Genomic DNA, 25,416 nt, shown 5'->3' with positions numbered 1-25,416 from the left:
TTTCTTCCTTTCTAGCTTCAGGACAGTAATCGATAGAAGGCGTTGACGTAAGGGGATATGACGATACCGATCCACTTTAGCGGGTTAGGCAAAACGGCGGTATACATTTGCAGAATGCTGCTAGCCGTAAACAGAAGCAGCAGTATAACTTGAACGACAAGCCCTTTCCACCTTTGCTCGCGTGCGAGAAGGGGGATATCGGCATAGCCCGCCCAGAACCATACCACTATGATACTTATCCACATCCACATGACGAACCTAACCTCTCCTTATCGCTTGGTCTCCTTCTCGATGGACTGCACGGTGCTGCCGATCCTTCGTATATGATTGTCTCCTCGAACAGTTACCTTTACGGTCGCAAATCGTTTATTCCAGTCCGGTATCGTTTTCCACAATTTCGGATTCTTGCGGTGAAGCACCTCGCCGAAGCCGTAAATGTCTGCTTTTAATTCGGTTTGAGCTTTCTTGACGGAAGTCATAACTAATTGTTCCACTCTTTTATTGGCGAGCTCGGTAATGCTTTTAATCGTTTTTTCATCCATGATGTCTATCGGGCAATTAATGTCCTGGATATTAACTTCGTTTCGAATGACGGCGTGGAATACCGGCTCGCCGTTTTCGTAAGATACCGACGTTTTGGAATGGGAATTGACGACCTGAAGCGTTAGCTGTTCACCGCTGCCGTCCGGGCAATTAATTACGAAGTTCGTCTGAACAATCGTATTCTGGAGATAATTAAGCACTTTCGTGTCATTTTCATTCATCCAGCCCACCATTTTGTCGTAAACGAAAGCCGCCATCCCGTTATATTTCAAGATAACGACCGGATCGATAGCGCGCCCGCTCGCTATGGAATCCCCTTTTTTCGAATCTCCGACAATTTCAAGAGCGGTTAGCGCCGGCGATTTTCCCGGCCGATACAACTCTTGAATAAGCATATCAAGCGTAATTTTTCCTGTTGCCGCCCAAAGTCGATCCGAAGTTTCCAGCTTCGTGTAAAAGTTGTTGGAAGGAATTGGATCTATGGGGCTGTACATGTTCAATAGTTCTTCCGCAGAAGAGCCTTTGGCAACGACAAGAAAGAAATCAGTCCTAAGCTCGCGGTCTCTCGCCATAAAGTCGAGCGGCTTGCCGATGCCTTCCCGCGCTACTTCCTCTCCGATTATCAAGATCCGCAAATGGGAGAGGTAGAGCTGTCTTGCCGCTTTTGCCGTCATTCGGGTGAGAGCATCCGGCACCGTTTTCCCGATCGCTTCATAGGTAATGACGGGGCTAAAGTTGTTGGATACGCCCTGCCTTGTGCTGACTTGGCCCGGATTTACAATTTGGGCCGTTACCTTATACTTCTTGCCTTGCTTATCTATGCCAAGCCCAACGACGATGCTCAAATCGTTTAATTCATGGCGGCTCCAGCAGGCAGACAGCACTCCGCTTGCGGAAAGCAAAAGGGCCGTAACGAGAAGGATACGGACGAACGTTCCGCTCCTCATCTTCGTTTCTGCCTAACCTGCTGCTGCGGACGGAGGCTTGCCGGCCGCTTTAGCATGAATGGAATAGGAAAGCGAAAAAAGGTATCCTTCTGATCTTCGCTTTTGAAAGGGGCGAGCGGAGCCGTATAGGGAACTCCAAACGAAGATAGGGTGCACAGATGGAGCACGATCAGCAGAATGCCGATAAAGATGCCGTATAAGCCGAAGGATGCAGCCATCATCATGAGCATAAACCGAAGCAGCCGGGCAGCGATGCCTAAGTTGAAGGCCGGAAGCACGAAGTTGGCGATAGCGGTTATCGATACGACGATGACCATCGCCGCACTGACCAACCCAGCCTCAACTGCTGCTTGCCCCACAACAAGCGTGCCGACAATGGAAATGGACTGGCCGATCGTCTTCGGCATGCGCACGCTTGCTTCGCGTAATATTTCGAAGGTGATCTCCATAATTAGCGCTTCGATAAACGCCGGGAAAGGAACGCCTTCCCGTTGGCTGGCCAAATTGTACAATAGCGTAGTCGGCAGCATCTCCTGATGAAACGTCGTGATGGCGATATAGAACGACGGGGTAATCGTGGCTAGCAGAAACGACAGAAAGCGAAGCAGACGTATTAACGTGCTGAAGTCGGCTCGTTCGTAGTAGTCTTCGCTTGATTGGAAAAATTGGGTGAACAACGCAGGGACAAGCAGCACAAAGGGAGTCCCGTCGACCAATATGGCGACCCTCCCCTCAAGCAGTCCAGCCGCGATGACGTCGGGTCTCTCCGTGTTGAATACAGTCGGAAACGGCGAATATTTTTTGTCCTGAATATGCTCTTCGATGTAGTTGCTTTCCAGAATGCCGTCGATATCGATTTGCCGCAGCCGCTTCCGAACTTCTGCGAGCACATTTTCATTGACGATAGTATCGATATAAGCGATCGTGACCTTCGTCTTCGTAATACGTCCGATTTGAATGCTCTCCATCCACAGGTGGCGGCTGTTGATTTTTCGCCTGATCATGGCGATATTTTGGCTGATGAGCTCCGTGAAGCCTTCACGCGGTCCGCGAACGACGGATTGGACGTTGGGCTCCTCAACCGGGCGAGCTTGTAAATCGACGGTGCCGACAATAAGCGCTTGCGGGCACCCGTCCAGCAGCACTATGCTGTGTCCCGTCAGCAGCTTATCAAAAATTTCATCTATGGACGCGCTTTGAATGACGCTGCCTTCGGCTATGACTTTCTCCTGGTAATGAGCAAGCAGTTGTTCGGTACTGGTAAACTTCGCTGATGCATCGTGACTTGCGAGCAACGATTGGAGGAGGTTATTGGAATAGGACAAGCCTTCCATATACAGCACGGCGCCTTCTGCTTTTCCAGAACCGGCCAAATCGGCTTGAAACGGCCGAAGGAACAGATCTTGGCTGTTGCCCAAGCCGTCGCTAATCCTTTGTTTGTCTTGCTTGAGATTGCCGGATAAAGTGGAGCCGCTGTCTGCTGCCGATTGATTAACCATGCTCGCGATCACCCGATTCGAAAATGAATTTTTGATAGGAAGAGTCTGCGTTATATTTCCCTCTATAACCAAAAATATGCATTTTTAAAGCCGGCCTGTCCCTGCATGGGGAGTGATGTGTTACAATGGCGAAAACTTCTTTCATCGACAGGGGGTCGTCCGCATGACGAACGTTTATTTATCGAAGCCTTCCTTGGAGCTAAAAGAGGGCTATCTGGAGTTTTATAAAGAGTGGATGGATAGCGGTGAAGAAGCGGTGCCCTGGGTAATCGAGCGGGAGCCTGAGCCGTTCGAGGAAATGGTACAGTGGCTGACCGATCATGGGAGCGGAGTCAATCTTCCCGAAGGATGGGTGCCGGATTCGACGTTCTGGCTGACGACGGATACGGGAGAAGTGCTCGGCGTCGTCAATATAAGACATCGATTAACGCCGTTTCTGCTGAACGAGGGAGGCCATATCGGGTACGGCATTCGTCCGTCTGAGCGGAGAAAGGGATATGCTACGAAGCTTCTCCAATTAGCGCTGGTCGAAGCAAAGCAGCTCGGTATTGATAAGGCTCTTGTCGTTTGCGATGAAAGCAATGTCGCTTCCGAGCGGACGATTCGGATCAACGGCGGAGTGCCGGACCGCGATTACATCCCCGAGAACGGCGAAGCGGTAAGGCGGTTTTGGATTGATTTGTAATTTGATAAAAAGAAGCAGCCTGCTGCGGACAATAATGCCGCTGCAGGCTGCTTTTGCTTCAGGACGGAACCGCCTATCAGTCGGCTGCCATCACTGTCTCTTCGGGGTTAAGCGCTCTGGCAACGGCGCCGATATAGCCATTGCGAGCCTGTTGGCTAATTTTTGCGTTGGGCATGATGCTTTCAAAGCCGTGAAAGCAACCGGGGTACAGCTCGAATTTTACGTCGACGCCGGCTTGTGCCAGCCGGGCCACGTAATCGATCGTTTCGTCCCGGAACGGATCAAGCTGCCCGACGCAGGTGTAAGTTGGAGGCAGGCCTCTTAAATCGTCGGCCATCGCAGCGGCGGCATATGGCGAGATTTCGCCTTCTGCATGATCGCCCAAGTATAGGCGCCAGCCTGTTATATTTTTCTGCCGGTTCCAAGGCAGTCGTTCATCCGTTATTTCATGGCTTGAAGGCGTTGTATTGCGGTGGTCGATCATTGGATAAAGCGGCATTTGGAACGAAAGCGCCGGACCGCCTTTATCTCGCGCCATCAAAGCGAGAGCGGCTGTCAGCCCGCCTCCTGCGCTAGCGCCAGCGATGCCGAGCCGGGACAAATCGATACGCAACTCATCTGCAGACGCCGCTGTCCATTGTAATGCTGCATAACAGTCTTTAATCGCCGCCGGATAGGGATGCTCGGGAGCGAGACGGTAGTCGACGGACACGACGACACAGTGCGCTGCATCGACGAATGCTTCGCATAAAGCGTCGTCCATATCGGGATGGCCAATGAGATAGCCGCCGCCGTGTATCCACAGCAGACCTGGCAACGACTGCTGTTTCCGTTCGATCGGCTCGTAAATCTTAACCAGCATATCCTGCCCGCCTGCGCCGACGATCATTCGGGAAGTGGTAAGCACGTGCTCGGACCTTGGCTGAGGCGGAAAAGTGATCCCTCTGACCATGGCAAGCTGCTGCTCGTTCAACTCAAACGTTGGAAAAAGCTGAAGGCCGACTCTCAACTGCGGGTCTACACGATTCATGAAACTCATCACAAAGACCTCCTCAGAATAGTAGTAAACGCTTTCAAAATTAATTGTGATTTTTATTTCACAATTAAAATAGCATGGCTTTTCATGGATGTCAATCCCAGTTTCCTGTATATTAGGTCTATAAGCATTCAGGAGGAAAACATGCAATTACTAATTCAATCCGGCGAGCTTGGCCCGACGTGGTTCCATGTAGCTCTGCGCGCGCTAGTATTGCTGTCTAAAGCCGAACAAGGCTCCCTATTAAAAAGCCAGTACATCGCCGGAGCGCTTGGAGCCGAGCCGAGCTATGTGAGAAAAATATTGGCGGCGCTATCGAAAGCGGAGATCGTTGCGACTTTCGGAGGAAGAGACGGCGGCTACGCGCTCGCGAAAGCGCCAGGCAAAATTACGGTCGGGGAAGTGTATCGGGTGCTCGGCAGCTCGCACAGCACGCCTTTCTGGTCGGTGCCTTCCACCGGTACCGAGCCCTTTATTTCGCTGTTGATTTCAAAGGCGGAGCAGCAATTTCAAAGCTTTCTGGATGACTACTCCATCGAGGAGGTCATCAAGCAGGGCAGCCTGTTCAGTCAGCCGGAATAGATGCGACTCCGAGCGATTGATATGGCAGTTTCCGCAGTTCGGGTGGCTGTCAGACTCCAACGGATAAAGGAGGCTGTTTAGTGATGAACGATCCAATCCGGTTTCCGATCGGTTCTTTCGATGCCGTGCCCAAACTGTCGGAGGCCGCTCGCCGAGCGGAAATCGACTGCCTTGTCGGTTTGACGGGTCATCTTAGACATTTGCTGAATCGGCTGGCGCCGGACCAAGTACATATTCCTTATCGTTCGGACGGATGGACCGTCACGCAAATCGTTCATCACATGGCCGATAACGATATGAATGCGTATTTGAGGTTTAAACGGGCGCTGACGGAGGACGAGCCGACGGGATCTTCTTACCGGGAAGATCTATGGGCGGAAATGGCCGATTACAAGGAACTGCCGCTGGAGCAATCGATATTGTTGCTCGAGCTGCTGCACAGCCGATTAGCAACGCTATTGCGAGCACTCGAGCCGGCCGCTTATCGGCGAACGCTGCGGACTGGGCCGCTTGGCATTATTACGCTCGATACGGCTCTGCAGCGATTTGTATGGCATAACCGGCATCATGCCGCTCAGATAGCCGGTTTTATCGAAAGACAGGGACTTTAATATTCGCTTGTGATAAGGAGCGGCCCGTTCATGAATAATGGCATTTTACTTTCGTCTGCTCTGCTGCGGCTGTGCCGGACAAGCAGGGAAGATATCGACTGCGTCTGGGAGACCGAGCATCATCCCGATAACCGACCGTTTATTATCCCTTGGACCAAGGAAAGGCAGCTTGCTGTCCTGGAAAGCAGCGAATTGCTGCATGCTGTGATTGAGACAACGGACGGCAAGCGGGTAGGTTATCTAATTATAGCCGGATTGAAAAACGAACATCGAAGCGTCGAACTGGTCAGGATCGTCGTTTCCAAGAAAGGCGCAGGCTACGGAAGGGAAGCGGTGCGTCTTGTGCAGCGGCTGGCGTTCGAACAGCTGCAAGCGCACAGGCTGTGGCTGGACGTGAAGGAGCATAACGTTCGCGCCCGTTCGCTTTACGAGTCGGCCGGGTTTGTGACCGAAGGCTTGCTTCGGGAATGTATTGCTGCCGAAGAAGGGTACGATTCATTGATCGTGATGTCCATGCTGCGCCGAGAGTACGAAACGGCCGGGATGAACGGATAGATCATAGTGCTTTCAATTAATCGAATCATACTTAATCGAAACATATGGACAGGGGGCTGGATTATGGATATATCGATTTTGGAAAAAGCGAAGGCTGTCGCAACGGAAGCGGCTCGTAAGGCCGGTCATCTGGCTAAAGAGCGATTTGACCGTGCGGCGGGAGTAGAATGGAAGGACGACTCCGGCGATGTGGTGACGGAGGTCGACTACTTGGCGGAGAAGCTGATTCTAGACCGCATATGCGAAGCTTTTCCCAGCCATTCCATTCATAGCGAAGAAGCAGGCAGCATCGGCAGCGGAGATCCAGACGAATGGCTATGGCTGATCGACCCGCTTGACGGAACTAATAATTATGCGATCGGCCTGCCGCTATTTGCCGTTTCCATTACGTTAATGTATCATCGTCGGCCTGTTCTCGGCGTCGTATATGAGCCGATGACGGACAGGATGTTCGTCTCTACGGAGGGGCAAGGCGCCTTTTGCAACGGGATCGCGATTAACACAAGAGCCTCCGACCGCATCGAGCGAGGAAACGTCGGCTGGATTCAAGGCCATGTGGTACAGAGGAAGGACGTTCAAGCACTACAACTGCGACAGCATATCGACGCGAGCTTTAAACGGATGCTCCGACTATGGGCGCCGACGCTGCTATGGTGCATGTTGGCTAAAGGCGATCTGGACGCTATTGTTCTATACAACTCGGAAGGCGACGATCTGTATTCCGGTTTGCTGATGGCGAAGGAAGCGGGAGCTGTTGTCATCGATTTCGAGGGCCAGCCTTTTGAAGGAATGAAGAACGAGCCGTACTTAATCGCTTGTCACCCTGATCACCGCGAGCATATGCTGCGCGTCGTTCAAGAAGGATTGCAAAAGCTTCAGTAAGCCTATATGGGCTTGCTGAAGCTTTTCCTTTTTTAGTATCAGAGTTTGACGGAAAAGACGAGGGCAGCGAAGGGGCAGAGGGATTCTGGAGAAACGGTAGTGGTTGCTTTTAAAGCCTGATTCCTACCGCAAACCTCTATCTATTAAAGGAATCAGGCTTTAATGGCGATCGGAAGAACCCTCTGCCACGCAGCGCTTCCCCTCACTTCGAGCTTTATACAGGCCCACAGGCGTTTCGATGCTTTATCTACTTGAATCTCACTGAATCTCACGGCTCGAGGCTTTCAAGAGAGTTTACAAAACCCTATCACTTCTAGAAAAAATTCCATGATAAGCTAATAGCGAAATCATAGTCTTGCAATGGAGGGATAGTTGATGAGAAGGTTGGCAGGATTGAGGAGAAACAAGCTGAAGCTTGCAATCATGCTGGTATTCGCTCTACTGCTTCAAACGGCTTTGATCGACGGCTACAACGCGGTGAACGCGGAAGGACCGGCAGACCCGGCTCCGTTTATTGCGGCGAAGGTCGTCAATGAGAACGCAGGCAAAAAGGTGCTTTTTGACAACACGCATGCGCAAACGGCAGGTGCGGCCGACTGGGTTATCGACGGCGGCTTCTCCGACTTTGGCAATGCGCTGGCGAACAACGGTTATGATGTAAAAGAACTGCGCAAATCGACGGCTTTCACGCTGGCGGACTTAAGCGGCTACGACGTATTCGTCATCGCGGAGCCGAACATTCCGTTCAAGCAAAGCGAGCAAGCGGCGATGGCGCAATATGTGGAAGGCGGAGGAAGCATCTTCTTTATCGGAGATCACTATAATGCTGACCGCAATAAAAATCGCTGGGACGGCTCGGAGGCAATCAACGGCTACCGCCGTGGCGCCTGGACCGATCCCGCGAAAGGAATGAGCGCTGACGAGCGCAATTCGGCGGCGATGCAAGGCGTTGCCAGCTCCGATTGGCTGAGCGACAACTTCGGCGTCCGGTTCCGGTATAACGCGCTTGGCGATATTACGGCTAATCGGATTGTTGCTCCGGCGCAAGCGCTCGGCATTACGCAGGGCGTATCGGCCGTTGCGATGCATGCCGGCTCGACCCTGGCGATTACCGATCCAGCGAAAGCAAAAGGGATCGTTTACTTGCCTGAGACGAACGAAGCTTGGGGAAGCGCGGTCGATCAGGGCGTCTACAATGGCGGTGGAATTGCGGAAGGTCCATATGTAGCGGTCGCTAAAAAGGGTGCGGGCAAAGCGGCCTTCATCGGCGATTCTTCGCCGGTCGAGGATGCGACGCCGAAATATTTGCGCGAAGAAACGGGCGCGAAGAAAACGACCTATGACGGCTTCAAGGAACAGGACGACGGTGTCTTGCTCGTTAATGTGGTCAACTGGCTGTCCAAAAAGGAAAGCTATACCGCATTGAACCAAGTAAGCGGTCTGCAGCTCGATCAAGCGACGCAGCTTCACTCGTTCGAAACGCCGGCGCTGTCGACGGAGCCGCAGGCGGAGCCATGGTCCGCTCCGGCGGCCGGTTATAAATGGTATGACAGTTCGACGTTCAAGCCAGGCTCGTACGGCGCTGCCGGCGTTGTCTCCAATCCGGCTTACAGCTTCGTTCATCAGGCGCAGCTGCCGAATGCGCAGGACTTCAAAATCCGCGTCGTTGTCGCCAATTTGGCGCCAAATACAACGGTATCGGGACTGGGAGCGGGCATCTATTTGGCGGGCGGAACGCAGGTCGCGCTCTTCCAGAAAGAGGACGGCACTTGGCCGACAACGTATGGCTACAGCGCTAACTTCAGCGCAACTGCAGGAGCCGACGGCAAAGCGTACAAGGACTTGACCGTTCGAATCAAGCCGGGTACTAGCGGCGCAGCCAGTCTGCGGCTGCGATTAAACGGCAACAATCTGATTACGAACGCGGTTACGATTGCGAACGTGCCGGCGGAGCCGCTGCCGGAAATCGAGAACCCGATTCCGGCTCTAATTCCGATCGCCGAAGCTCGCGGCAAGGCGGAAGGAACGAAGGTGACGGTCGAAGGCGTTATTACGACCGAACCGGGTTCGTTCGGCGGGCAAACATTTTATTTGCAGGATGCGACCGGCGGGATATACGTTTTTCAGCAGTCAAGCGGCTTCCATCAGGGCGACCGCGTGAAGATAACGGCCCCGCTTGCCGTGTACAACACGGAGCTGGAGCTGGCCGATATTGTCTCTATTGAGAAAACAGGTACGGCGCAGTTACCGCTTCCTGCGGCTGCGCCAGCGGTCAACGAAGCAAATCAAGGGCAGCTTGTACGTCTTGGCGAAGCCACGATTGCGAATGTGATCAGCGCGACGCCTGCCGGTTCCTTCGAGTTCGACGCGGTGAGCGCGGCGGGCGGGTCGACGCATATTCGCGTCGACGCCCGTACGGGTCTGACGCAGGCATCTTTTCCATACAAGGCAGGGGATAAAGTGGAAGTGACGGGCGTCGCCTCCATCTTTCGCGGCGTTTATCAGTTGAAGCCGCGAGGAATCGCGGATATTACCGGACGAACGGATACGGCTGCTCCGGTAACGACGGCCGCGTTGTCGGCCGAACCGAATGCGTTCGGCTGGTTGAACCACGACGTAACGGTCACGCTGACGGCGAAGGACGAGGATTCCTCCGGCGAACCGGTTATCCGGTACGAGCTGGATGGAACAGCCGATGTATATGCCGGACCGATTGCGATCAACGGCGAGGGTGTTCGTCAGCTGCGCTATCATGCAGTCGATGCGGCAGGGAATGCCGAGGCGACAAAGACATTGACCGTGAAGCTGGACAAGACGGCTCCGGTTCCACAGCTGACACAATTCGGCGGTCCGGTGAAGGATATTGCGATTACCGAATCGCTTTCCTTTGAACTGACGGGATCCGATGCGTTATCCGGCGTAGACGGGAACAGCTTACGACTGAGCCTGGACGGCGCTCCGATTACAAGCGGGCAGCTGCTTGATGTGTCCAAGCTGGGCGTAGGCCGGCATATGGTAAGCTATACCGTTGCAGACCAGGCAGGCAATCAAGTGGAAGGGCTAGCGTCTTTCAATGTGAAGGAAGCTTCGAAGCCGAATGCGAAGGGTACACCCGCTGCGGGCGTCCTATCGGATAACAATGGCTACGGTAATGGGTTGCGCGGAGGCAGCTACACGGTAACGATGAATCTGTGGTGGGGCAATAATGCTTCTTCGTACAAGCTGTATGAGAACGGCGTTTTAGTTGACGAGCAAAGCTTGACCGACGCTTCGCCGTCGGCTCAAACGGCCAAAACCATTATTAACGGCAAGAAGAACGGCGTTTATACGTATACTTGCGAACTTACAAACATTTACGGAACGACGGCCTGCGCTCCTCTGACCGTTAAAGTTACAGACGCCGCTCCCGGCAAGCCAGTTCTCTCCCATGACAATTGGGATGGCGATGGCCGGTATGTCGTAGCGATGAATTTGTGGTGGGGCACAAACGCAACAGCGTATCGTCTCTATGAGAACGGATCGCTAATCGACTCGCAGAGCTTGTCGGACAAGACGCCGAGCGCGCAAAGCGCTTCGACTGCCGTCGAGGGCCGAGTACCAGGCGAATACGTTTATCGCTGCGAGCTGGAGAATGCAGCAGGGGTAACCTTGAGCGAGACGATCATTGTGAAGGTAACGAAGTAATAGAAAGCTGAAAAGCCGCCTATCCGATGCTTTAAGCATAGGGTAGGCGGCTTTTATCTGCGGGTTGGTTGAACCGGCGGTCACAGTTGGTGAACTGCCAAGCGCGGGGAGCAATCCGTTTTTCACACTTTCGAGAGCCTTCTCCTGAACGGCTTACCGCCGGTCGATTGGAGGACTACAGTACTGCTGACGAAGGGCTGACGAAGGACTGACGAAGGACAAAGCTTTTAAACCAGCCGTTTTCGAATTTGTCCGGACAGGATGTCGATGGCGGCAATCATCACGACGATACCGAGCAATATGATGCCGACGCGATCCCAGTTCCGCGTGCTTAACGCGAAAATAAGCGGCGTTCCAATGCCGCCCGCGCCGATAACGCCGAGAATGGTCGCTGAACGCATGTTAATTTCAAACCGGTAAAGCGTATAGGACAGAAAACCGGGCAGTACTTGCGGAATGACGGCATACCACAATAGCTGCAGACGGCTTGCGCCAGCTGCGGTCAAAGCTTCAATTGGCCCGCGATCGATATTCTCAATCTCGTCGGCGAACAGCTTGCCGAGCATGCCGACCGAATGGAGGCCGAGCGCGAGCATCCCGGCAAAAGAGCCTGGGCCGACCGCTTTAATAAACAGAATCGCCATAATGATCTCGGGGAAGGTACGGATGAAGCTTAACGCCATCTTGCCGGAACCAGACACGGCCCGGTAACGGCTCATATTGGTTGCCGACCAGAAGGCGAAGGGAAAGCAGACGACGGCTGACAGGAAGGTGCCCCCGATGGAGATAGCCAGCGTCTCCAGCAAGCCCCTCAGCAAATCCTCGCCGTCCGGCAAATAGACATAATCCCAATCGGGAGAGAAGATTCCTGCGAAGATCGATTTTGTAATTTGGCCCGCTGTTTCTTTAAAGCCTTCAAAGGGGATGCCTGAGAACGCCCATAGATAGACAGCCGCCAGCGCTGCATAGATCAGCCAGCGATACGGGTTTCGTTTCGGTTTGGGAACGATGGAATGCCAAGCTTTTGTCGTCATAACAGCTTCTCCCTCAATTTCGTGCCGGCGTAATCAATAACGAGAACGATCGCCAGCGTGAACAAAATGATCACGCTCGTCTTGTCGTACTGGAGAAAGCCGAGCGTCACCTCATAGTAATGGCCGATGCCGCCTGCGCCGACGAGTCCAAGTACGGCTGCTGCCCGTACGTTGATCTCGAACGTATATAAAGTAAAGGACATGAAATGAGCGCGGATCTGCGGAATGACGCCATAGACGATACGCTGAAAGCCATTTGCGCCAACGGCAGTCATCGCCTCCAGCGGGCCGGGATCGATCGTTTCCAGCGATTCGTAGCCAAGCTTGGCAATCAAGCCGATCGAGAATACCGTCAGGGCGAAAATGCCTGGAACAGGACCGATGCCGAAGATCGCCACGAACAAGGCGGCGAGAAGCAGGTCCGGAATCGTTCGCAGCAAATTCAGCAGCATTCGAACCGGATAAAAAATCCAGCCGCTGCCGATTATGTTGCGGGCACAGAGCAGCGCGACCGGGATAGCAAGAATGGCCCCCAGTGTCGTGCCGACAAGCGCCATGCGGATCGTGTCTAGCATTGCTTCCGTAATTTTTTCGAAATAGCTCCACTTCGGCGGAAACATTTCCTTCAACAGATCGAGCATGTTCGGAAGACCGGCGATCAGCTCCGATAAGGAAGCGTCGGTGCCCTTCGCGCTTGCCCATAGCAGGGCGACTAACAAAGCAATCGTGAAGTATAATTTAAGCTTTCTTGGAGGCTGAGGCCGATTTTGCGTGAGACGGGCTTTTTCGTTCGCAGAGAGGCTGCCGCTCATACCGCCAGCTCCCCGAGCAATTCGTCTGCGTGAATCGGACGGCCGTAAATTTCTGCGAACTTCTCGTCCGTCGCTTCTTCTACCGGGCCGTCGAAGACAACCTCGCCTGCGCGCAGGCCGATGATGCGCGTCGCGTACTGTCTGGCGAGATCAATAAAGTGCAGATTGACGAGCGTCGTAATGCCGAGCTCTTGATTGATTTTTTTCAAATCATCCATGACCTGCTTTGTCGTCAAAGGGTCGAGGGAAGCGACCGGCTCGTCAGCCAAAATAATTTTCGCCTCCTGTGCCAGTACGCGAGCAATGGCAACGCGCTGCTGCTGGCCGCCCGACAGCTCATCGGCTCTGGCGTAAGCTTTATCGACGATGCCGACGCGGTTAAGCGCTTCAAACGCAAGATCGATATCTTTTTTCGGAAATAGGCCGAGCACGGTTCGCAACGTGGAATAGTAGCCAACGCGGCCGGCAAGCACATTGCGGAGAACGGTGGAGCGCTTGACGAGATTGAAGCTTTGGAAAATCATGCCGATGTCGCGGCGAATCATCCGCAGCCGTTTGCCGGAGGCGCTTGTAATAGAGGAGCCGTCGATCTGAATCTCGCCTTCGGTTATATCGTGCAACCGATTGATCGAACGGAGCAGCGTCGATTTGCCCGCGCCGGACAAGCCGACGACCGCAATGAATTCGCCTTTCTCGATCGTTAAGTTGATGCCGTTCAGGCCTTTCGTCCGGTTCGGATACGTTTTGGACACATTGCGGATTTCAATCATGCTCATGCCGATTCATTCCTTTGATTTAAGATATAAGAACAGCTTCGGCCAGTACGGATAAATCGCCGTACTGGCCTGGTAAAGCCTGCTATGCGCGCGCTATGAGGTTAGATAAAGCTAGAACGCGGCCTGCTCGGTTTTTACTTTCTCGCCATACTCTCGAACAATGTTGAAAATGCTGTCTTCCGATTTTACGTAGCCTTCATGGGAATAGATTTCTTTAATGATTTTATGGCCTTCCGGATCTTGGCCGATATCGATAAACGCCTGTTGGAGTTTAGCCGACCATTCTGGGTTCATGTCGGAACGGACGGAGATCGTGTCGTTCGGAATTTTTTCCGTAAACGTCAGTACACGCGTATCTTTGAAGACGTTCGGATAGTCTTTGCTGACGATATTGCGGGCGTCCTGGAAAATAGCGGCCGCGTCGACGTCGCCGTTCAGTACCGAGATAACGCCTTGATCGTGGCCTTTTACAGTAACCGGCACAACATCCTTCAGCGGATCGAGGCTTGCTTCCATCAGCTTGCCGGCTGGCCATACGAAACCGGCGGAGGAAGTCACGTTTTGATAGGCGATTTTTTTGCCCTTCAAGTCTTCGATCTTTTGAATTGGAGAATCGTTTTTGACGATAATCATCGATTTGTAGAAATCGACCAGTTGGTCCGTCGGGGCGCCTGTATCGTCTTGTACGCCAAAGCGCTGCGCTTGGAGAATGACTTCGGCTGCTCCTTTTTCTTTAGCGAGCACATATGCGGTAGGAGGGAGGAAGCCGACGTCGACTTTTTTGGAAGCCATCGCTTCAATGATCGTATTGTAGTCTGTCGAGATGCTTACTTGAACCGGGATGCCCAGCTTGTCTCCGAGCAGCTTCTCAAGCGGCTTTGCTTTCGCTTCGAGCGTGTCGGCGTTTTGCGAAGGAACGAATTGTACGGTCAGCTTTTCCGGTACGTAGCCTTCGGGTTTTGGCTCTTCGGTTGCTGGAGCTTTCGTTTCGGCCGGCGTATTCGTGGAACCGGCATTGCCGTTCGAGCCGCCATTCGCCGAGTTGTCGGTCTTCGCTCCGCATGCGCTGACGATCGATACGGTAACGAGCAGGGACAGAAGAAGTGCAGTCATCTTTTTCAACCTAAAACCCTCCATAAACTACTATTTTTGTTTGCTTGTTCAATATAGGCATTGAATGTTATCGCCTCTTTAACGGAGAAATAAGCTTTTGTAAAGATTGGAACCTCTCGTTAAAAAGTGGATAATAACCTGTTACTATAGATGAAACTATAATGATAGAATGCGAACTGTTGAACAGCTTGCGAGGAGAGAGGGATTCGAGAATGGGAGCTGGCGAAAGAAAAGATAGAGAGCATCCTTATCATTGTGTCATACTGGCGACAAGCGACGTGCACGGTCATATTATGCCGGTCGATTACGCAACGGGGGAGCCGAAGGACGCGTCTCTGGCAAAGCTGGGGACACTGATCCGAGCGGAGCGAGCAGAGAGCCCAGAGCTGCTGCTGATCGATAACGGCGATGCGCTGCAGGGTACCCCTTTGACGTATTATGCTGCTGCGGCTTTTGGCAGAGAAGAGAATACGGATACGGAGCGCCTGCATCCGGTCGTTTTGGCAATGAATGCACTGGACTACGACGCGGCGGTGCCGGGCAACCATGAATTCAACTACGGCATGGGACTGCTTCGCAAGGCTGTGCGCGATTCGTCTTTTCCATGGCTCTCCGCGAGCGTTGTGGAACAGGCGTCGGGAGTGCCTGCATTCGGCAAGCCTTATAAGATAAAGATGTTGAACGGCGGCCGGATCAAAGCGGCCGTGCTCGGTGCGACGACCGGTTATATTCCGAATTGGGAGCGTCCCGAGCACATCGAAGGTCTTCAATTTGTCGGCGCGTTGGAAGCCGTGGCGTACTGGGCCGACTATATCCATAGGGAGGAACGTCCCGATATACTTATCGTCGCCTATCACGGCGGCTTCGAACGAGACTTGGAGACCGGCGAGGAGGCGGAGCGGCAAACGGGCGAAAATGAGGGATACACCATCTGCAAAGCGGCGAAGGAGCTTGGCATCGACGCGCTTATTACCGGACATCAGCACCGATTTCTGGCGACCCGGATTTACGGGATACCGGTCGTTCAGCCCGGCAACAATGGCATGGCGATTGGCAAAATTGTTTTGGAGCTGGTTGAAGCGGAGAACAGCAAGTGGAGCGTAAGCGCGGGAGAAGCGGAGCTGCTCTATCCGCTGGCGGCTACGCAGCCTGACGAGCGCGTTCAGGAAGCTGCGGGTCCCGTGCATGATGAGACCGGGCGCTGGATCGATCTGCCGGTCGGCAAGGTTGTAGGAGGCATGGCGGTCGGAGATCCGCTTGCCTGCCGAAGCCGGGACAATTCGTTTATCTCCTTCGTCCATCGTGTCCAATTGGAGGCAAGCGGAGCTCAGCTTTCGTGTGCGGCGCTGTTGAGCGAGCGGACCGCTGGCTTCGGACCGGTAGTGACAATGCGAGACGTGCTGGCCAACTTCATGTTCCCGAATACGATTATGGTACTTAAGCTTTCCGGCCGCGATATCCGAGAGGCGCTGGAGCAGAGCGCCCGTTATTTCCGGCTGCATCTGGACGGCAAGCTGGGCATTGATCCGGCATATACGGAGCCGAAAGCGCAACATTACAACTACGATATGTGGAGCGGCATCGAGTACGAATTGGATATTCGTATGCCAGTCGGGAGAAGGGTAACGAAGCTGGAGCGGCATGGGAAGCCGGTGACGGACGATTCGTCGTATGAGGTGGTCATGAACAATTATCGCGCGGGCGGCGGCGGGGACTACGACATGTTTCGCGGCAAGCCGATCATGCGCGAAGTTGCAGTCGAAATGGCGGAGCTGGTGGCCGATTACTTCCGTAGGCATGGCGAGGTCGAGGCGGAATGCTCGGAAGAGTGGCGTGTCGTTTATTGAAGGGAGACTGTTCGACCTGGCCTTTTCCGGGTAAAATGGACAAATAACCAATAATGGAACGCGGACAGCAAGGGAGTTTGTTCATGAACATGGAGATAGAGCTAGAGAAGATAAAGACGCTAGGCAAACCGGTCGATTACGAACCGCATGTATTTCGTAACTATCCGATCGATTATTTATACCCTTACGTCAATATGCAGACGCTGATCGGCTATCATATGGGTCTTGGGAGCAAGCTGGCGGATCGCCTGCGGGAAGGCGACGAGAAAGCGGTCATGCTGCAGGAACTGATTGACGGATTGTACGCAGAAGCGAAAAGAGACGGAATCATTCAAGCGAACGGGATGTTTCGCTTCTTTCCCGCGCAATCGTCGGGCGATGAGGTGTTGGTGTACGATCCTGCGGAGGAAGGGAAGGTGCTGCAGCGGTTTTCGTTTCCGAGGCAGCAGGAAGCGCCGCATCGATGCATAGCCGACTATATTCGGCCTGTGGGAAGCGGGGAAATGGACAGCATCGGTTTCTGCATCGTAACGGCAGGAATTGGTGTAAGAGAGCTGGCCGAAGAGTGGAAGGAGAAGGGTGATTACTTGCGCTGTCATGCGCTGCAGGCGATCGCCATCGAGACGGCGGAAGCTTTTATGGAGCGGATTCATCATATGATGCGCGATTTTTGCGGATACCCCGATGCGATGGAAATGACGATGCAGGACCGGTTTGCCGCGAAATACAAGGGGCAACGGTTTTCGTTTGGCTACCCGGCTTGTCCGAATTTGGATGGGCAGCAGCAGCTGTATGCGTTATTGCAGCCTGCGGATATCGGCATTGAAATTACGGAAGGCTGCATGCTAGATCCGGAAGCATCGGTAGCGGCATTTGTCGTTTCGCACCCGGATGCGCGGTACTTCGCCATTTAAATCGGAGACGCTGTTTTGGCCGCAATATGGGGGGCTGGATCTGCTCTTTGTGATCGAGGTGCAACCGAGGCGTATAGATGAGGTATTGCAGCAGGCTTGCAGGGGGCAGGGCTGCTCTGATTAGCGACAGACCACTTTTGACAGAGCTTATAGAGGGGAGGAGTCGACATGACGGAAACAGCAAGAACGGGAACGGGAGCCAGCGAAGCCCACAGCCGTTTGCTGGCAGACAGCTTTAAACGATGGACAGGCCAGGATTTGCTTGCATTAGCCGGCGATTACGGTACGGAAGGAGCGACTTGTGCCGCTTCGGACGCGGAGTTGGCAGAAAAACTGAATGCTGCTCCTTTTGTGCTATTGTCGCATGGCACGGAAACCGATCCTGTGCTGAATTTTGGAAATGAGCGGGCGCTAAGGCTATGGGAAATGAGCTGGACCGAGCTGACAAGCACGCCTTCCAGGCTGACTGCTGAGCCTATGGAGCGGGCGGAACGGGACCGTTTTTTCGAACGGGTGACCGCTGACGGATATGTCGACAATTATACGGGCGTGCGAATTTCAAAGTCGGGGCTGCGATTTTATATTGTAAATGCAACAGTGTGGAATTTGGTCGACGAGCAAGGGAACTATTGCGGTCAAGCTGCTGCGTTTGTCGATTTTCGTTATTTGTAGGGCAGACGATATGCGGTCGTCGTCATCGTGTTGCGTCCTGACTCTATGCAGCTCTGCCGCTTTAATGGTACTAAGAAAGTTAGAACTGCCGCCTTGCCTTCGGTCTTGATACGATAGGATCATTCCAATCAACATTTCGGGGCAGGTGGCGGCGGATGATGACAGTATCGGAGCAAAAAGCGCTCAATGAGTTCGGGGAACCGGAAGGCGGAGGGAGATTACGAAACGGTGTTAGGACCGTTCTCACTTATTTCTTTGCCAAGCTTGCTGCGGCAGGCGGTCTGTATGTGTTGGTTCTGCTGTGCATCGCAGGGCTTGATCTTTACGAATGGTCGAGTACGGCCAAATCGTTGTTCATTTGGTATTTGGTCTACGGCTTTGGCATTGCGTATGCAGCGGCCGCGGACGTGGTAGTCCGCTTCATTCGGGCGGAGCCGAAGGCGAAAGCCTTCATTCGATATGCTCTCTACGGCATGGGCGGCTATATTCCGTTCTTCTTTTTCCATAAATCGATTGTTTCTATTCCGTTCGTAGTGATATTCGGAACGTTGGGCTGCATTTGCGCATTGTTCTTCGCCGTGGCGGACGGGGTTATGCGGAAGAGTCTTCGGCTTTCAATATTGGTTGGATTGACGCTGCTTGCTTTGCATTTGGTGCTGGCAGGCTCAGATTTGTCGCTGACGAAAAATTGGACGGAAGTGCAAACGGACCGAGGGTACGAAGCCAGCTTCGAATATTTCCGCGGAGAGCGCGCGGTGCCGATTCAGCTAGGCGAAGGCGAGACGATTCGTTTTAAAATAAACTGGACGAATCGAAACTATGGCGGCTACGGAATGAGCGTCAAAGACGGACGGGATAAAGCGGTGAGCATGCAAGAGCATAGCGACGGCTCGCTGTCTTTTCGCGCGGAGCGGTCGGGGGAGTATTCCATTATGCTGTGGGGGGACAACTTGCGAGGGGCCGTCAAGATTGATTGGGATATATCGCGAGAGTGATGGCTTGCACGTAGGTTCAAAGTTATATGGGATTTATCTGAAAGAGAAGCGTTGTGTTCCCGATACCAGTCTAGGTAAGTGGAGTAAAAACAGATGTTGCGGCGCTGTCGTCTGAAATGGACATTTTCGGCTGCCCGTGCTATTCTTTTTAATACTTTCATGTTCTGCCGGACAGCCGGAGACCATCGCTATGGAGCGATCGTCTGCGGCCTTTTTTGTTTGTTGGGAGGACGGGAAGAACGCTGTCCGGCTTCTTGTAATACGATACTTATAGTTCATGATTGACGGTGCGGACAGTAAAAAGAAATCGGAGGTGGACGGAGATGACTGCGAGAAGGTCAATCGGGTCAGAGCTGTCGGAGGAAACGTCGTTTCCGGGCGCCGTTTATGCAGCCGCTGTTCTGCAGCCGGCGTACGACAATGCGAAACGCGAGCTGTTGGAACCGATGATGGCGGTGCACAAGGCGCACTTGATTATGTTGTTCGAACAAGGACTTGTTCGGGAACAGGAGACGGCACGCATCGCAGCGGCATTGGAACGGCTAAACTTGCGGGTATTGAAGGAAGGTGTGTATACCGGACGATTCGAGGATTTATTTTTTGAAGTAGAGCATCGGTTGTACGAATTAGACCCGGCGGCCGGCAATTTGCATTTGGCGCGCAGCCGCAACGATATGGGCATTGCCATTTACCGAATCGTACTGCGGGAGAAGCTGCTATCGGCTTTGGACGCTGCCCTAGAGCTTCATGCGACGCTCCGCTCTTTTGCAGAGAAGCACGTTTCGACGTTGATGATTGCCCATACGCATACGCAGCAGGCGCAGCCGACTACTCTCGGTCATTACATCGCCGCCGTCGCCGACTCGCTGTCCCGCGATATACGCCGGTTGCTTGCTGCGTATGACGGCTGCAATCGGAGCAGCATGGGCGCGGCTGCGCTGACGACATCCGGTTTTGCGATCAGCCGAGAACGAATCGCGGATCTGCTTGGTTTTGATGAGCTGATCGAGAATGCTTACGATGCGGTGAGCGGCTCCGATTATATCGGCGAGACTGCATCGGCTGTACAGCTGGCCGCAACCGGTCTCGGACGTTTTGTACAGGAGCTGCTGCTCTGGTGCATGCAAGAATTCGGTGTCGCCCGCGTTGCAGCCCCTTATGTGCAGGTCAGTTCCATCATGCCGCAAAAACGAAACCCGGTCTCGGTCGAGCATGCCCGGTCGCTGCTGTCCAGCGCCGTAGGCGACGCGCAGACCGTGCTTTCGATGATGCACAATACGCCGTTCGGCGACATCGTCGATACGGAAGACGATATGCAGCCCTATGCGTGGCGAAGCTTAGGCACGTTAGAGGCAGTGTATCGTTTGCTCGCCCGCGTAGTTGCGACGCTCGAAATCGACGAGCAGACGCTTCGCCGCCGCGCCGAGAACAGCTTTGCTGTCGTAACGGAGCTCGCGGATACGCTTGTACGGCGAGAGGGTTTGCCTTTCCGAACGGCTCATGCTGTCGTTAGCAGGCTGGTCGAGACTGCATTGGCTGCGGGCGGCAGGTCGCCTTCGGAGTTGAGCCTGGAGCGTTTGCGTGAGGCGGCGGCAGCAAATGGAATCGACAGGCTCCGAATTACGGAGACGGAGCTACGGCAGGCGCTGGACCCGGACCATTTTGTACAGGTCCGCGATTTGCCAGGCGGTCCTGCGCGCACTGAACTGGAGCGGGCGCTGCGCGTTCAAAGCGAACGGCACGCGGAGCAGCGCCGATCGGTGGAACAGCGCCGTCGCGCGGTGAGCGAGGCTTGGCGGCGGCTGGAAGTGTTAATCGCGGCTCAAGCCGCGCATGTGAGCGGCTTGGAATGAGCCTTTGGATGAAGACGACTTGTATGAGCGTCTCGTCGGTATAAGCTGCTGGTGTGATGCTGCTTCGTATACTGTCGGAGTTAAGCTACGGCGGTTATTATGAGCTTTTACTTGGCGCACAGAAGTTGCTTAGAACGTCGACGAGCTGATTAGTCATTATATACACGGGGTATGTACTCACTAGATACGTTGGTGCCTTTCGAAAACGCAATAACGCAGACTAGATGAGGCGAGCAAAGACAATCTGATGTGTCGCTCTTGAAATAACTGCTATTATGCAGTTATTTCAAGAGCGAAAGTCGCTTCACGAAGAAATAAATGCTGAAATGCAGTTATTTCCTCCTATAGTGGGCCAAACCATATGCTTAAAAGGGAAATAACTGCCAAACGGCAGTTATTTCCCTTTTTGATGCAATTAAACGAGAAAATAACTGCAAAATCGCAGTTATTCGTACTGACAAACAAATTGTAGATAGCCTGTTGCGTCCCAGCAACCATCCGTCGAACCCAGTTAGCGCCCGAACCAAAGTTAGTTATCACCCGTCGAACCCAGTTAGCGCCCGAACCAACGTTAGTTATCACCCGACGAGCTCAGTCAGCGCCGGACTAATGTTAGTGTCACCTGTCGAGCTCAGTCAGCGCCGGACTAAAGTTAGTTATCACCTGTCGAGCTCAGTCAGCGCCGGACTAAAGTTAGTTATCACCTGTCGAGCTCAGTCAACGCCGGACTAAAGTTAGTTGTCACCTGTTGAGCTCAGTCAGCGCCGGACTAAAGTTAGTTGTCACCTGTCGAGCTCAGTCAGCACTGGACTAAAGTTAGTTGTCACCTGTCGAGCTCAGTCAGCACTGGACTAAAGTTAGTTATCACCCGTCGAGCTCAGTCAGCGCCGGACTAAAGTTAGTTATCATCCGTCGAACCCAGTCAGCGCTCGAACCAACGTTAGTTACCAACCAACGAGCCCAACCTACACTTCGACTAACAATAGTAACCAATAGCCTTACTCAGTTTGAATTCTAGCCGAACGTTGCGTCGTATCTCTCGCATACGAAGCCTGCTCAACCGGTCGGCGTCAGGTCGATATCGACAGGGGGCATTTTGCCTCTTTTTAATTCTCGGATGGTGTAGCCAAAGTCCATTTGAAAATGCGGATAATCGCGGAAGCCTTCCCAATCTCCTCCCCATGCGAATCCGAGCTTTTTGGCGATTTCTACAACTTCCATCCAGTCTGATTTGCCGTTGCCGTTACCGTCGTATTCCAAATCCCATAAAACTTTGCCGGATTTGGTTTTGATCGCGAAGTCGATCGCCAGCCCATAATTGTGAAAGGAATCGCCTCCCTTAGCATGCGTGACGATTGATCCGGCAGCGCTGCGGCCCTGCTCATATAATGCATTCTGCTCCTCATGCGATCGGAATCCGTCTGTAATTAGTATCCGAATTCCTTTGTCTGCCGCGCGGGCGACAAGCTCGGTTTTTTTCGCCTCGACAACGGGGTGGAGGCCTTGCACAACAACAGGCACATTCTCCTCCCGCTGCAAATCAGGGAACAGGCGGTTCAATACGGCCCCTCCGCCGACGCCGCTCCAGATGACGAGAGCCATCAGCATCAGAATAATAAAGGTCATTAGAGGGCTTTTCTTCGGTTTGCTGCGGACCAAGCCTCGTGAAACGGACGAATCGCCGGACGGCCAATTTTGATTAGGCGGTATATTCATAGTCTAGTAATCTCCCGAATTTGATTCTGTCATACTAGTCTATCATATAGAATAGTGCGGCGCCCCCGACCTGGGTTGGGGAGATATAGCGAATATGGTAGAATGAATCCAATTGTAAAAAATAGTAGTTACCTTCTCCATCTATCATTGCTGGAATCGATTTATTCGCTTGCCGAAGGGGGAATTTGCTCGCTATGTCACCATCCAAGTTATGGCTCATAAAGCTGTATCCATTTGTTGTTTTCGGTTTTGTCTATTTTGTGCTGAGCTTTTTTATTTTTTCGGACTATTCTTTATTCGCCATCGTTTTGTTGTTTTTCATCGCCCGGTGGCTCCGCCAACATACTTTCAAAATCAAAGTCAGACGGTTTATGCTTTGGTTCAATGTGGCGCTGATCGGAGCCATGCTCTTGGGCGGCTTTTACGGCATACAATTTCAAATGTTGAACGGCAAGGTCTATGTGTCGGGTTGGTCTGTTTCTCTGAAAGAAGGAGCGGAGGGTGAAGACGGACAGAAGGAAGCAACGATCAATTACACTATTGATATTGTAAATCGCAGTAAAAAACCGGCGCTCATCACGGAAGTCATTCCGGTATACAAAGGGGATTTCCAGGGCAGTGCGATGCCCGGCAATCATCGAATCGACGTGAATGAAAAAGTACAAGCCGGCCAAACTTTAGTGAAATCAGGGCAGCTTCGCGTCCGGTTGGATTCATCCATGCAGCAGGCCGAGGAGGACGAATCGAACGTATTCCCTATTCAAGAGTTTTCGGTCGATTATAAAAAAAGATGGCTGTTCTTGTGGTGGTCATAAGCCGTCCCAGGAGTACCGTGGCATGAAAACCTTCCATTATCTTTGCGATGCCGTCTATCGAATCGTTTGATAGGATAGAGGGATTGAGAGTGTACCCAGTTAAAGGAGTGGCTCAATCCGATGCAAGGCAAGTGGAAAAAGAAAAGAAACAAGCAGTCCGTGACTATCGCGCTGTCGGCGATTTTAATCGCCGCGACGACAATGGCAACGGCAACGCCCGTGCTGTCTGCGGCACCGCTGACGATTCCGAAGGCGTTCGCGGCAGTGGGAGCGGCTCAGCCTTTTAACGATATTGCAGGCAGCTTTGCCAAAGATTCGATTCTACGACTCTATCAAGAACAGATTTTGGCTGGCACATCGCCGAATACGTTTTCTCCTGCAAGACCGGTGACGCGCGCGGAATTCGTAACGATGCTGAACCGGATGCTAGGACTCGAGCAAGCGAACAGTCCGGTATCGCCGTTTGCTGACGTTGACCGGAAAGCGTGGTACTACGGATCGGTGCAAGCTGCGGTTCAGTTAGGCTTGGCTGATGGAATCGCTCCAAACCAGTTTGCGCCGTCCAAGCCTGTGACGAGACAGGAAGCGGCGGTGCTGCTCGGACGGGCGCTCAAACAGAACGGAACGGCGAAAGGACCGGCTTCATACAACGATGGTAAAGAGCTGGCGTCATGGGCCGAAGCATCCGTCGCAGCTATGCAGGAGCTGGGTTTAATGCTAGGCGACCGTAACGGACGCTTCCGTCCAAAGGACTCGCTGACCAGGCAGGAAACCGCTGCAGTGCTAGACCGCGCATTGTTGAACAAGCAATGGTCCGAGGAGCTTGCGACGGAACCGGCTCAGCGCATTCAGCTTGGCTGGCAGTACGGACAATCAACGGCCGAATTCGAACGCTCCGTCAAACAGTCGACGGTCAATACGCTGTCTCCGCGGTGGTATTTTACCGAGAGTGCAGGGAAAATTAAAGATGGCACCGATCAGGCGTTATTGCAATGGGCTAAAGCAAATCATAAAACGGTGTGGGCGATGGTCGGTAACCGCTCCAACCAAGAGCTTACGCATCAACTGCTTTCTAACCGGCAGTACCGCGAGACGCTTGTCCAAAACCTCGCCGATCAAGCGCGCAAATATAAGCTCGACGGCTTGAATATCGATTTCGAAAATGTAGCTCCGAAGGACCGGAACGACATGACTGCATTCATCCGTTCGCTGGCAGAGAAGCTTCGCCCGCTTGGAGTCGTCCTCTCCGTCAACGTTTCCCCAGATCGGGATAGCGATTGGACGGAGGCTTTCGACTATAAAGAGCTGGGCAAGCTTGCTAATTATATTGTGCTGATGGGATACGACGAGCATTGGGACGGCAGTCCGATTGCGGGCTCGGTTGCTTCATGGCCTTATATTAACGATTATACGTTCAAGCTGCTGGAGAGCGTCCCAGCTTCCAAAACGATTTTGGCGCTGCCGTTCTATAACCGGGATTGGATATTGGATGAAAGCGGAAAGTCGACGTCGTCGCGTATACTCTCGCTTCAGGAGCAAAATGATTTGCTGCTGAAGCGTCAATTGAAGCCGTTATGGAACGAGCCGCTAGCCCAGTACACGGTCAACTATGCCAGTGGAGGCTCGTCTCATCGAATTTGGCTGGAAGACGGCCGGTCGCTTGCCCGCAAATACCGCGTGGCCGTTACGCAAGAGCTTGCGGGAGCTGCTTATTGGTACATCGGCGGCGAGAGTCCGGACATTTGGGCTAGTTTGCGCAATGCCGAGCGTTATTATGGGTACGTTTTTAAATAAAATGGGGGCTCAAATTAAAAGAGAAAGCAGTGCTTGACTTGAAGAGAGAGA

22 protein-coding genes are annotated in these 25,416 nt (G+C 53.1%); 13 read left to right on the top strand and 9 right to left on the bottom strand.

Annotation, left to right across the window (positions count from 1 at the left end; all coding sequences use genetic code 11):
• Positions 1-17: 17 nt before the first annotated feature.
• The 3 genes from ACFVTB_RS18905 to ACFVTB_RS18895 are packed head-to-tail and all read right to left on the bottom strand — an operon-like array spanning position 18 to position 2,989.
• Complete coding sequence (locus ACFVTB_RS18905; RefSeq protein WP_387752443.1) at positions 18-251, bottom strand: hypothetical protein; 234 nt, start codon at positions 249-251, stop codon at positions 18-20.
• 18 nt (positions 252-269) lie between these two features.
• Complete coding sequence (locus ACFVTB_RS18900; protein ID WP_387752440.1) at positions 270-1,490, bottom strand: Ger(x)C family spore germination protein; 1,221 nt, start codon at positions 1,488-1,490, stop codon at positions 270-272.
• Complete coding sequence (locus tag ACFVTB_RS18895; protein WP_387752437.1) at positions 1,487-2,989, bottom strand: spore germination protein; 1,503 nt, start codon at positions 2,987-2,989, stop codon at positions 1,487-1,489. Before ACFVTB_RS18895 ends, ACFVTB_RS18900 begins: the two co-directional genes overlap by 4 nt.
• 163 nt (positions 2,990-3,152) lie before the next feature.
• Between ACFVTB_RS18895 and ACFVTB_RS18890 the strand changes: the two genes are divergently transcribed.
• A complete protein-coding gene (locus ACFVTB_RS18890; protein ID WP_387752434.1) occupies positions 3,153-3,674 on the top strand; it encodes a GNAT family N-acetyltransferase in 522 nt (173 codons plus the stop codon).
• 76 nt (positions 3,675-3,750) lie between these two features.
• On the opposite strand, the gene ACFVTB_RS18885 is transcribed toward ACFVTB_RS18890, so the two are convergent.
• Positions 3,751-4,713: an alpha/beta hydrolase gene (locus tag ACFVTB_RS18885; RefSeq protein ID WP_387752431.1), complete on the bottom strand. Its 963-nt coding sequence runs from the start codon at positions 4,711-4,713 to the stop codon at positions 3,751-3,753.
• A 141-nt stretch (positions 4,714-4,854) separates the two neighbouring features.
• Here ACFVTB_RS18885 and ACFVTB_RS18880 point away from each other — a divergent pair, with 141 nt between their 5' ends.
• From ACFVTB_RS18880 to ACFVTB_RS18860, 5 genes are all read left to right on the top strand, one after another.
• Positions 4,855-5,292, top strand: a complete 438-nt coding sequence (locus tag ACFVTB_RS18880) for an RrF2 family transcriptional regulator (protein WP_387752429.1) — start codon at positions 4,855-4,857, stop codon at positions 5,290-5,292.
• Between the two features lie 83 nt (positions 5,293-5,375).
• Entirely contained in the window at positions 5,376-5,903 is a 528-nt protein-coding gene (locus ACFVTB_RS18875; protein ID WP_387752426.1) for a YfiT family bacillithiol transferase, read from the top strand.
• A 30-nt stretch (positions 5,904-5,933) separates the two neighbouring features.
• The gene (locus ACFVTB_RS18870; RefSeq protein ID WP_387752423.1) at positions 5,934-6,458 is read left to right on the top strand and encodes a GNAT family N-acetyltransferase; all 525 of its coding nucleotides are present in this window, start codon (positions 5,934-5,936) and stop codon (positions 6,456-6,458) included.
• Positions 6,459-6,521: 63 nt separating this feature from the next.
• Positions 6,522-7,340 carry an inositol monophosphatase family protein gene (locus ACFVTB_RS18865; protein WP_387752420.1) on the top strand — a complete coding sequence of 273 codons (819 nt, stop codon included), beginning with the start codon at positions 6,522-6,524 and terminating at the stop codon, positions 7,338-7,340.
• 375 nt (positions 7,341-7,715) lie between these two features.
• Complete coding sequence (locus tag ACFVTB_RS18860; RefSeq protein WP_387752417.1) at positions 7,716-11,024, top strand: OmpL47-type beta-barrel domain-containing protein; 3,309 nt, start codon at positions 7,716-7,718, stop codon at positions 11,022-11,024.
• 227 nt (positions 11,025-11,251) lie between these two features.
• Here the strand turns inward: ACFVTB_RS18860 and phnE (ACFVTB_RS18855) are convergent, their stop codons facing one another.
• The 4 genes from phnE (ACFVTB_RS18855) to ACFVTB_RS18840 all read right to left on the bottom strand — a co-directional run bounded on the left by phnE (ACFVTB_RS18855) (position 11,252) and on the right by ACFVTB_RS18840 (position 14,759).
• A complete protein-coding gene (phnE, locus tag ACFVTB_RS18855) occupies positions 11,252-12,058 on the bottom strand; it encodes a phosphonate ABC transporter, permease protein PhnE (RefSeq protein WP_387752415.1) in 807 nt (268 codons plus the stop codon).
• Positions 12,055-12,870 (bottom strand): phosphonate ABC transporter, permease protein PhnE, encoded by an 816-nt coding sequence (gene phnE, locus ACFVTB_RS18850; RefSeq protein WP_387752413.1) that lies wholly within the window; start codon positions 12,868-12,870, stop codon positions 12,055-12,057. The genes phnE (ACFVTB_RS18855) and phnE (ACFVTB_RS18850) overlap by 4 nt, the downstream gene beginning before the upstream one ends.
• The gene (phnC, locus tag ACFVTB_RS18845; RefSeq protein ID WP_387752565.1) at positions 12,867-13,640 is read right to left on the bottom strand and encodes a phosphonate ABC transporter ATP-binding protein; all 774 of its coding nucleotides are present in this window, start codon (positions 13,638-13,640) and stop codon (positions 12,867-12,869) included. The genes phnE (ACFVTB_RS18850) and phnC overlap by 4 nt, the downstream gene beginning before the upstream one ends.
• Positions 13,641-13,757: 117 nt before the next feature.
• Positions 13,758-14,759 carry a phosphate/phosphite/phosphonate ABC transporter substrate-binding protein gene (locus ACFVTB_RS18840; protein WP_387752562.1) on the bottom strand — a complete coding sequence of 334 codons (1,002 nt, stop codon included), beginning with the start codon at positions 14,757-14,759 and terminating at the stop codon, positions 13,758-13,760.
• Positions 14,760-14,971: 212 nt separating this feature from the next.
• Between ACFVTB_RS18840 and ACFVTB_RS18835 the strand changes: the two genes are divergently transcribed.
• From ACFVTB_RS18835 to argH, 5 genes are all read left to right on the top strand, one after another.
• Positions 14,972-16,606, top strand: coding sequence for a bifunctional metallophosphatase/5'-nucleotidase (locus ACFVTB_RS18835; protein WP_387752410.1), 1,635 nt, complete (start codon positions 14,972-14,974; stop codon positions 16,604-16,606).
• Between the two features lie 83 nt (positions 16,607-16,689).
• Positions 16,690-17,520, top strand: coding sequence for a vitamin B12 dependent-methionine synthase activation domain-containing protein (locus ACFVTB_RS18830; protein WP_387752407.1), 831 nt, complete (start codon positions 16,690-16,692; stop codon positions 17,518-17,520).
• A gap of 168 nt (positions 17,521-17,688) precedes the next feature.
• Positions 17,689-18,192 carry an MEKHLA domain-containing protein gene (locus tag ACFVTB_RS18825; protein ID WP_387752405.1) on the top strand — a complete coding sequence of 168 codons (504 nt, stop codon included), beginning with the start codon at positions 17,689-17,691 and terminating at the stop codon, positions 18,190-18,192.
• A 155-nt stretch (positions 18,193-18,347) separates the two neighbouring features.
• Positions 18,348-19,187 carry a hypothetical protein gene (locus ACFVTB_RS18820; protein ID WP_387752402.1) on the top strand — a complete coding sequence of 280 codons (840 nt, stop codon included), beginning with the start codon at positions 18,348-18,350 and terminating at the stop codon, positions 19,185-19,187.
• A 323-nt stretch (positions 19,188-19,510) separates the two neighbouring features.
• Positions 19,511-21,040 carry an argininosuccinate lyase gene (gene argH, locus ACFVTB_RS18815; protein ID WP_387752400.1) on the top strand — a complete coding sequence of 510 codons (1,530 nt, stop codon included), beginning with the start codon at positions 19,511-19,513 and terminating at the stop codon, positions 21,038-21,040.
• A 1,056-nt stretch (positions 21,041-22,096) separates the two neighbouring features.
• Here argH and ACFVTB_RS18810 read toward each other — a convergent pair.
• Positions 22,097-22,756 (bottom strand): M15 family metallopeptidase, encoded by a 660-nt coding sequence (locus tag ACFVTB_RS18810; protein WP_387752397.1) that lies wholly within the window; start codon positions 22,754-22,756, stop codon positions 22,097-22,099.
• Positions 22,757-22,950: 194 nt separating this feature from the next.
• Here ACFVTB_RS18810 and ACFVTB_RS18805 point away from each other — a divergent pair, with 194 nt between their 5' ends.
• Positions 22,951-23,571, top strand: coding sequence for a hypothetical protein (locus ACFVTB_RS18805; protein WP_387752394.1), 621 nt, complete (start codon positions 22,951-22,953; stop codon positions 23,569-23,571).
• 120 nt (positions 23,572-23,691) lie between these two features.
• A complete protein-coding gene (locus tag ACFVTB_RS18800; RefSeq protein WP_387752392.1) occupies positions 23,692-25,365 on the top strand; it encodes an S-layer homology domain-containing protein in 1,674 nt (557 codons plus the stop codon).
• The last annotated feature ends 51 nt before the right edge of the window (positions 25,366-25,416 follow it).

It is taken from the genome of Paenibacillus sp. NPDC058071 (genome assembly GCF_042885235.1).
GTDB lineage: Bacteria > Bacillota > Bacilli > Paenibacillales > Paenibacillaceae > Pristimantibacillus.
The sequence above is the reverse complement of the archived record's forward strand: the minus strand, read 5'-3'. Positions and strand labels throughout refer to the sequence as shown.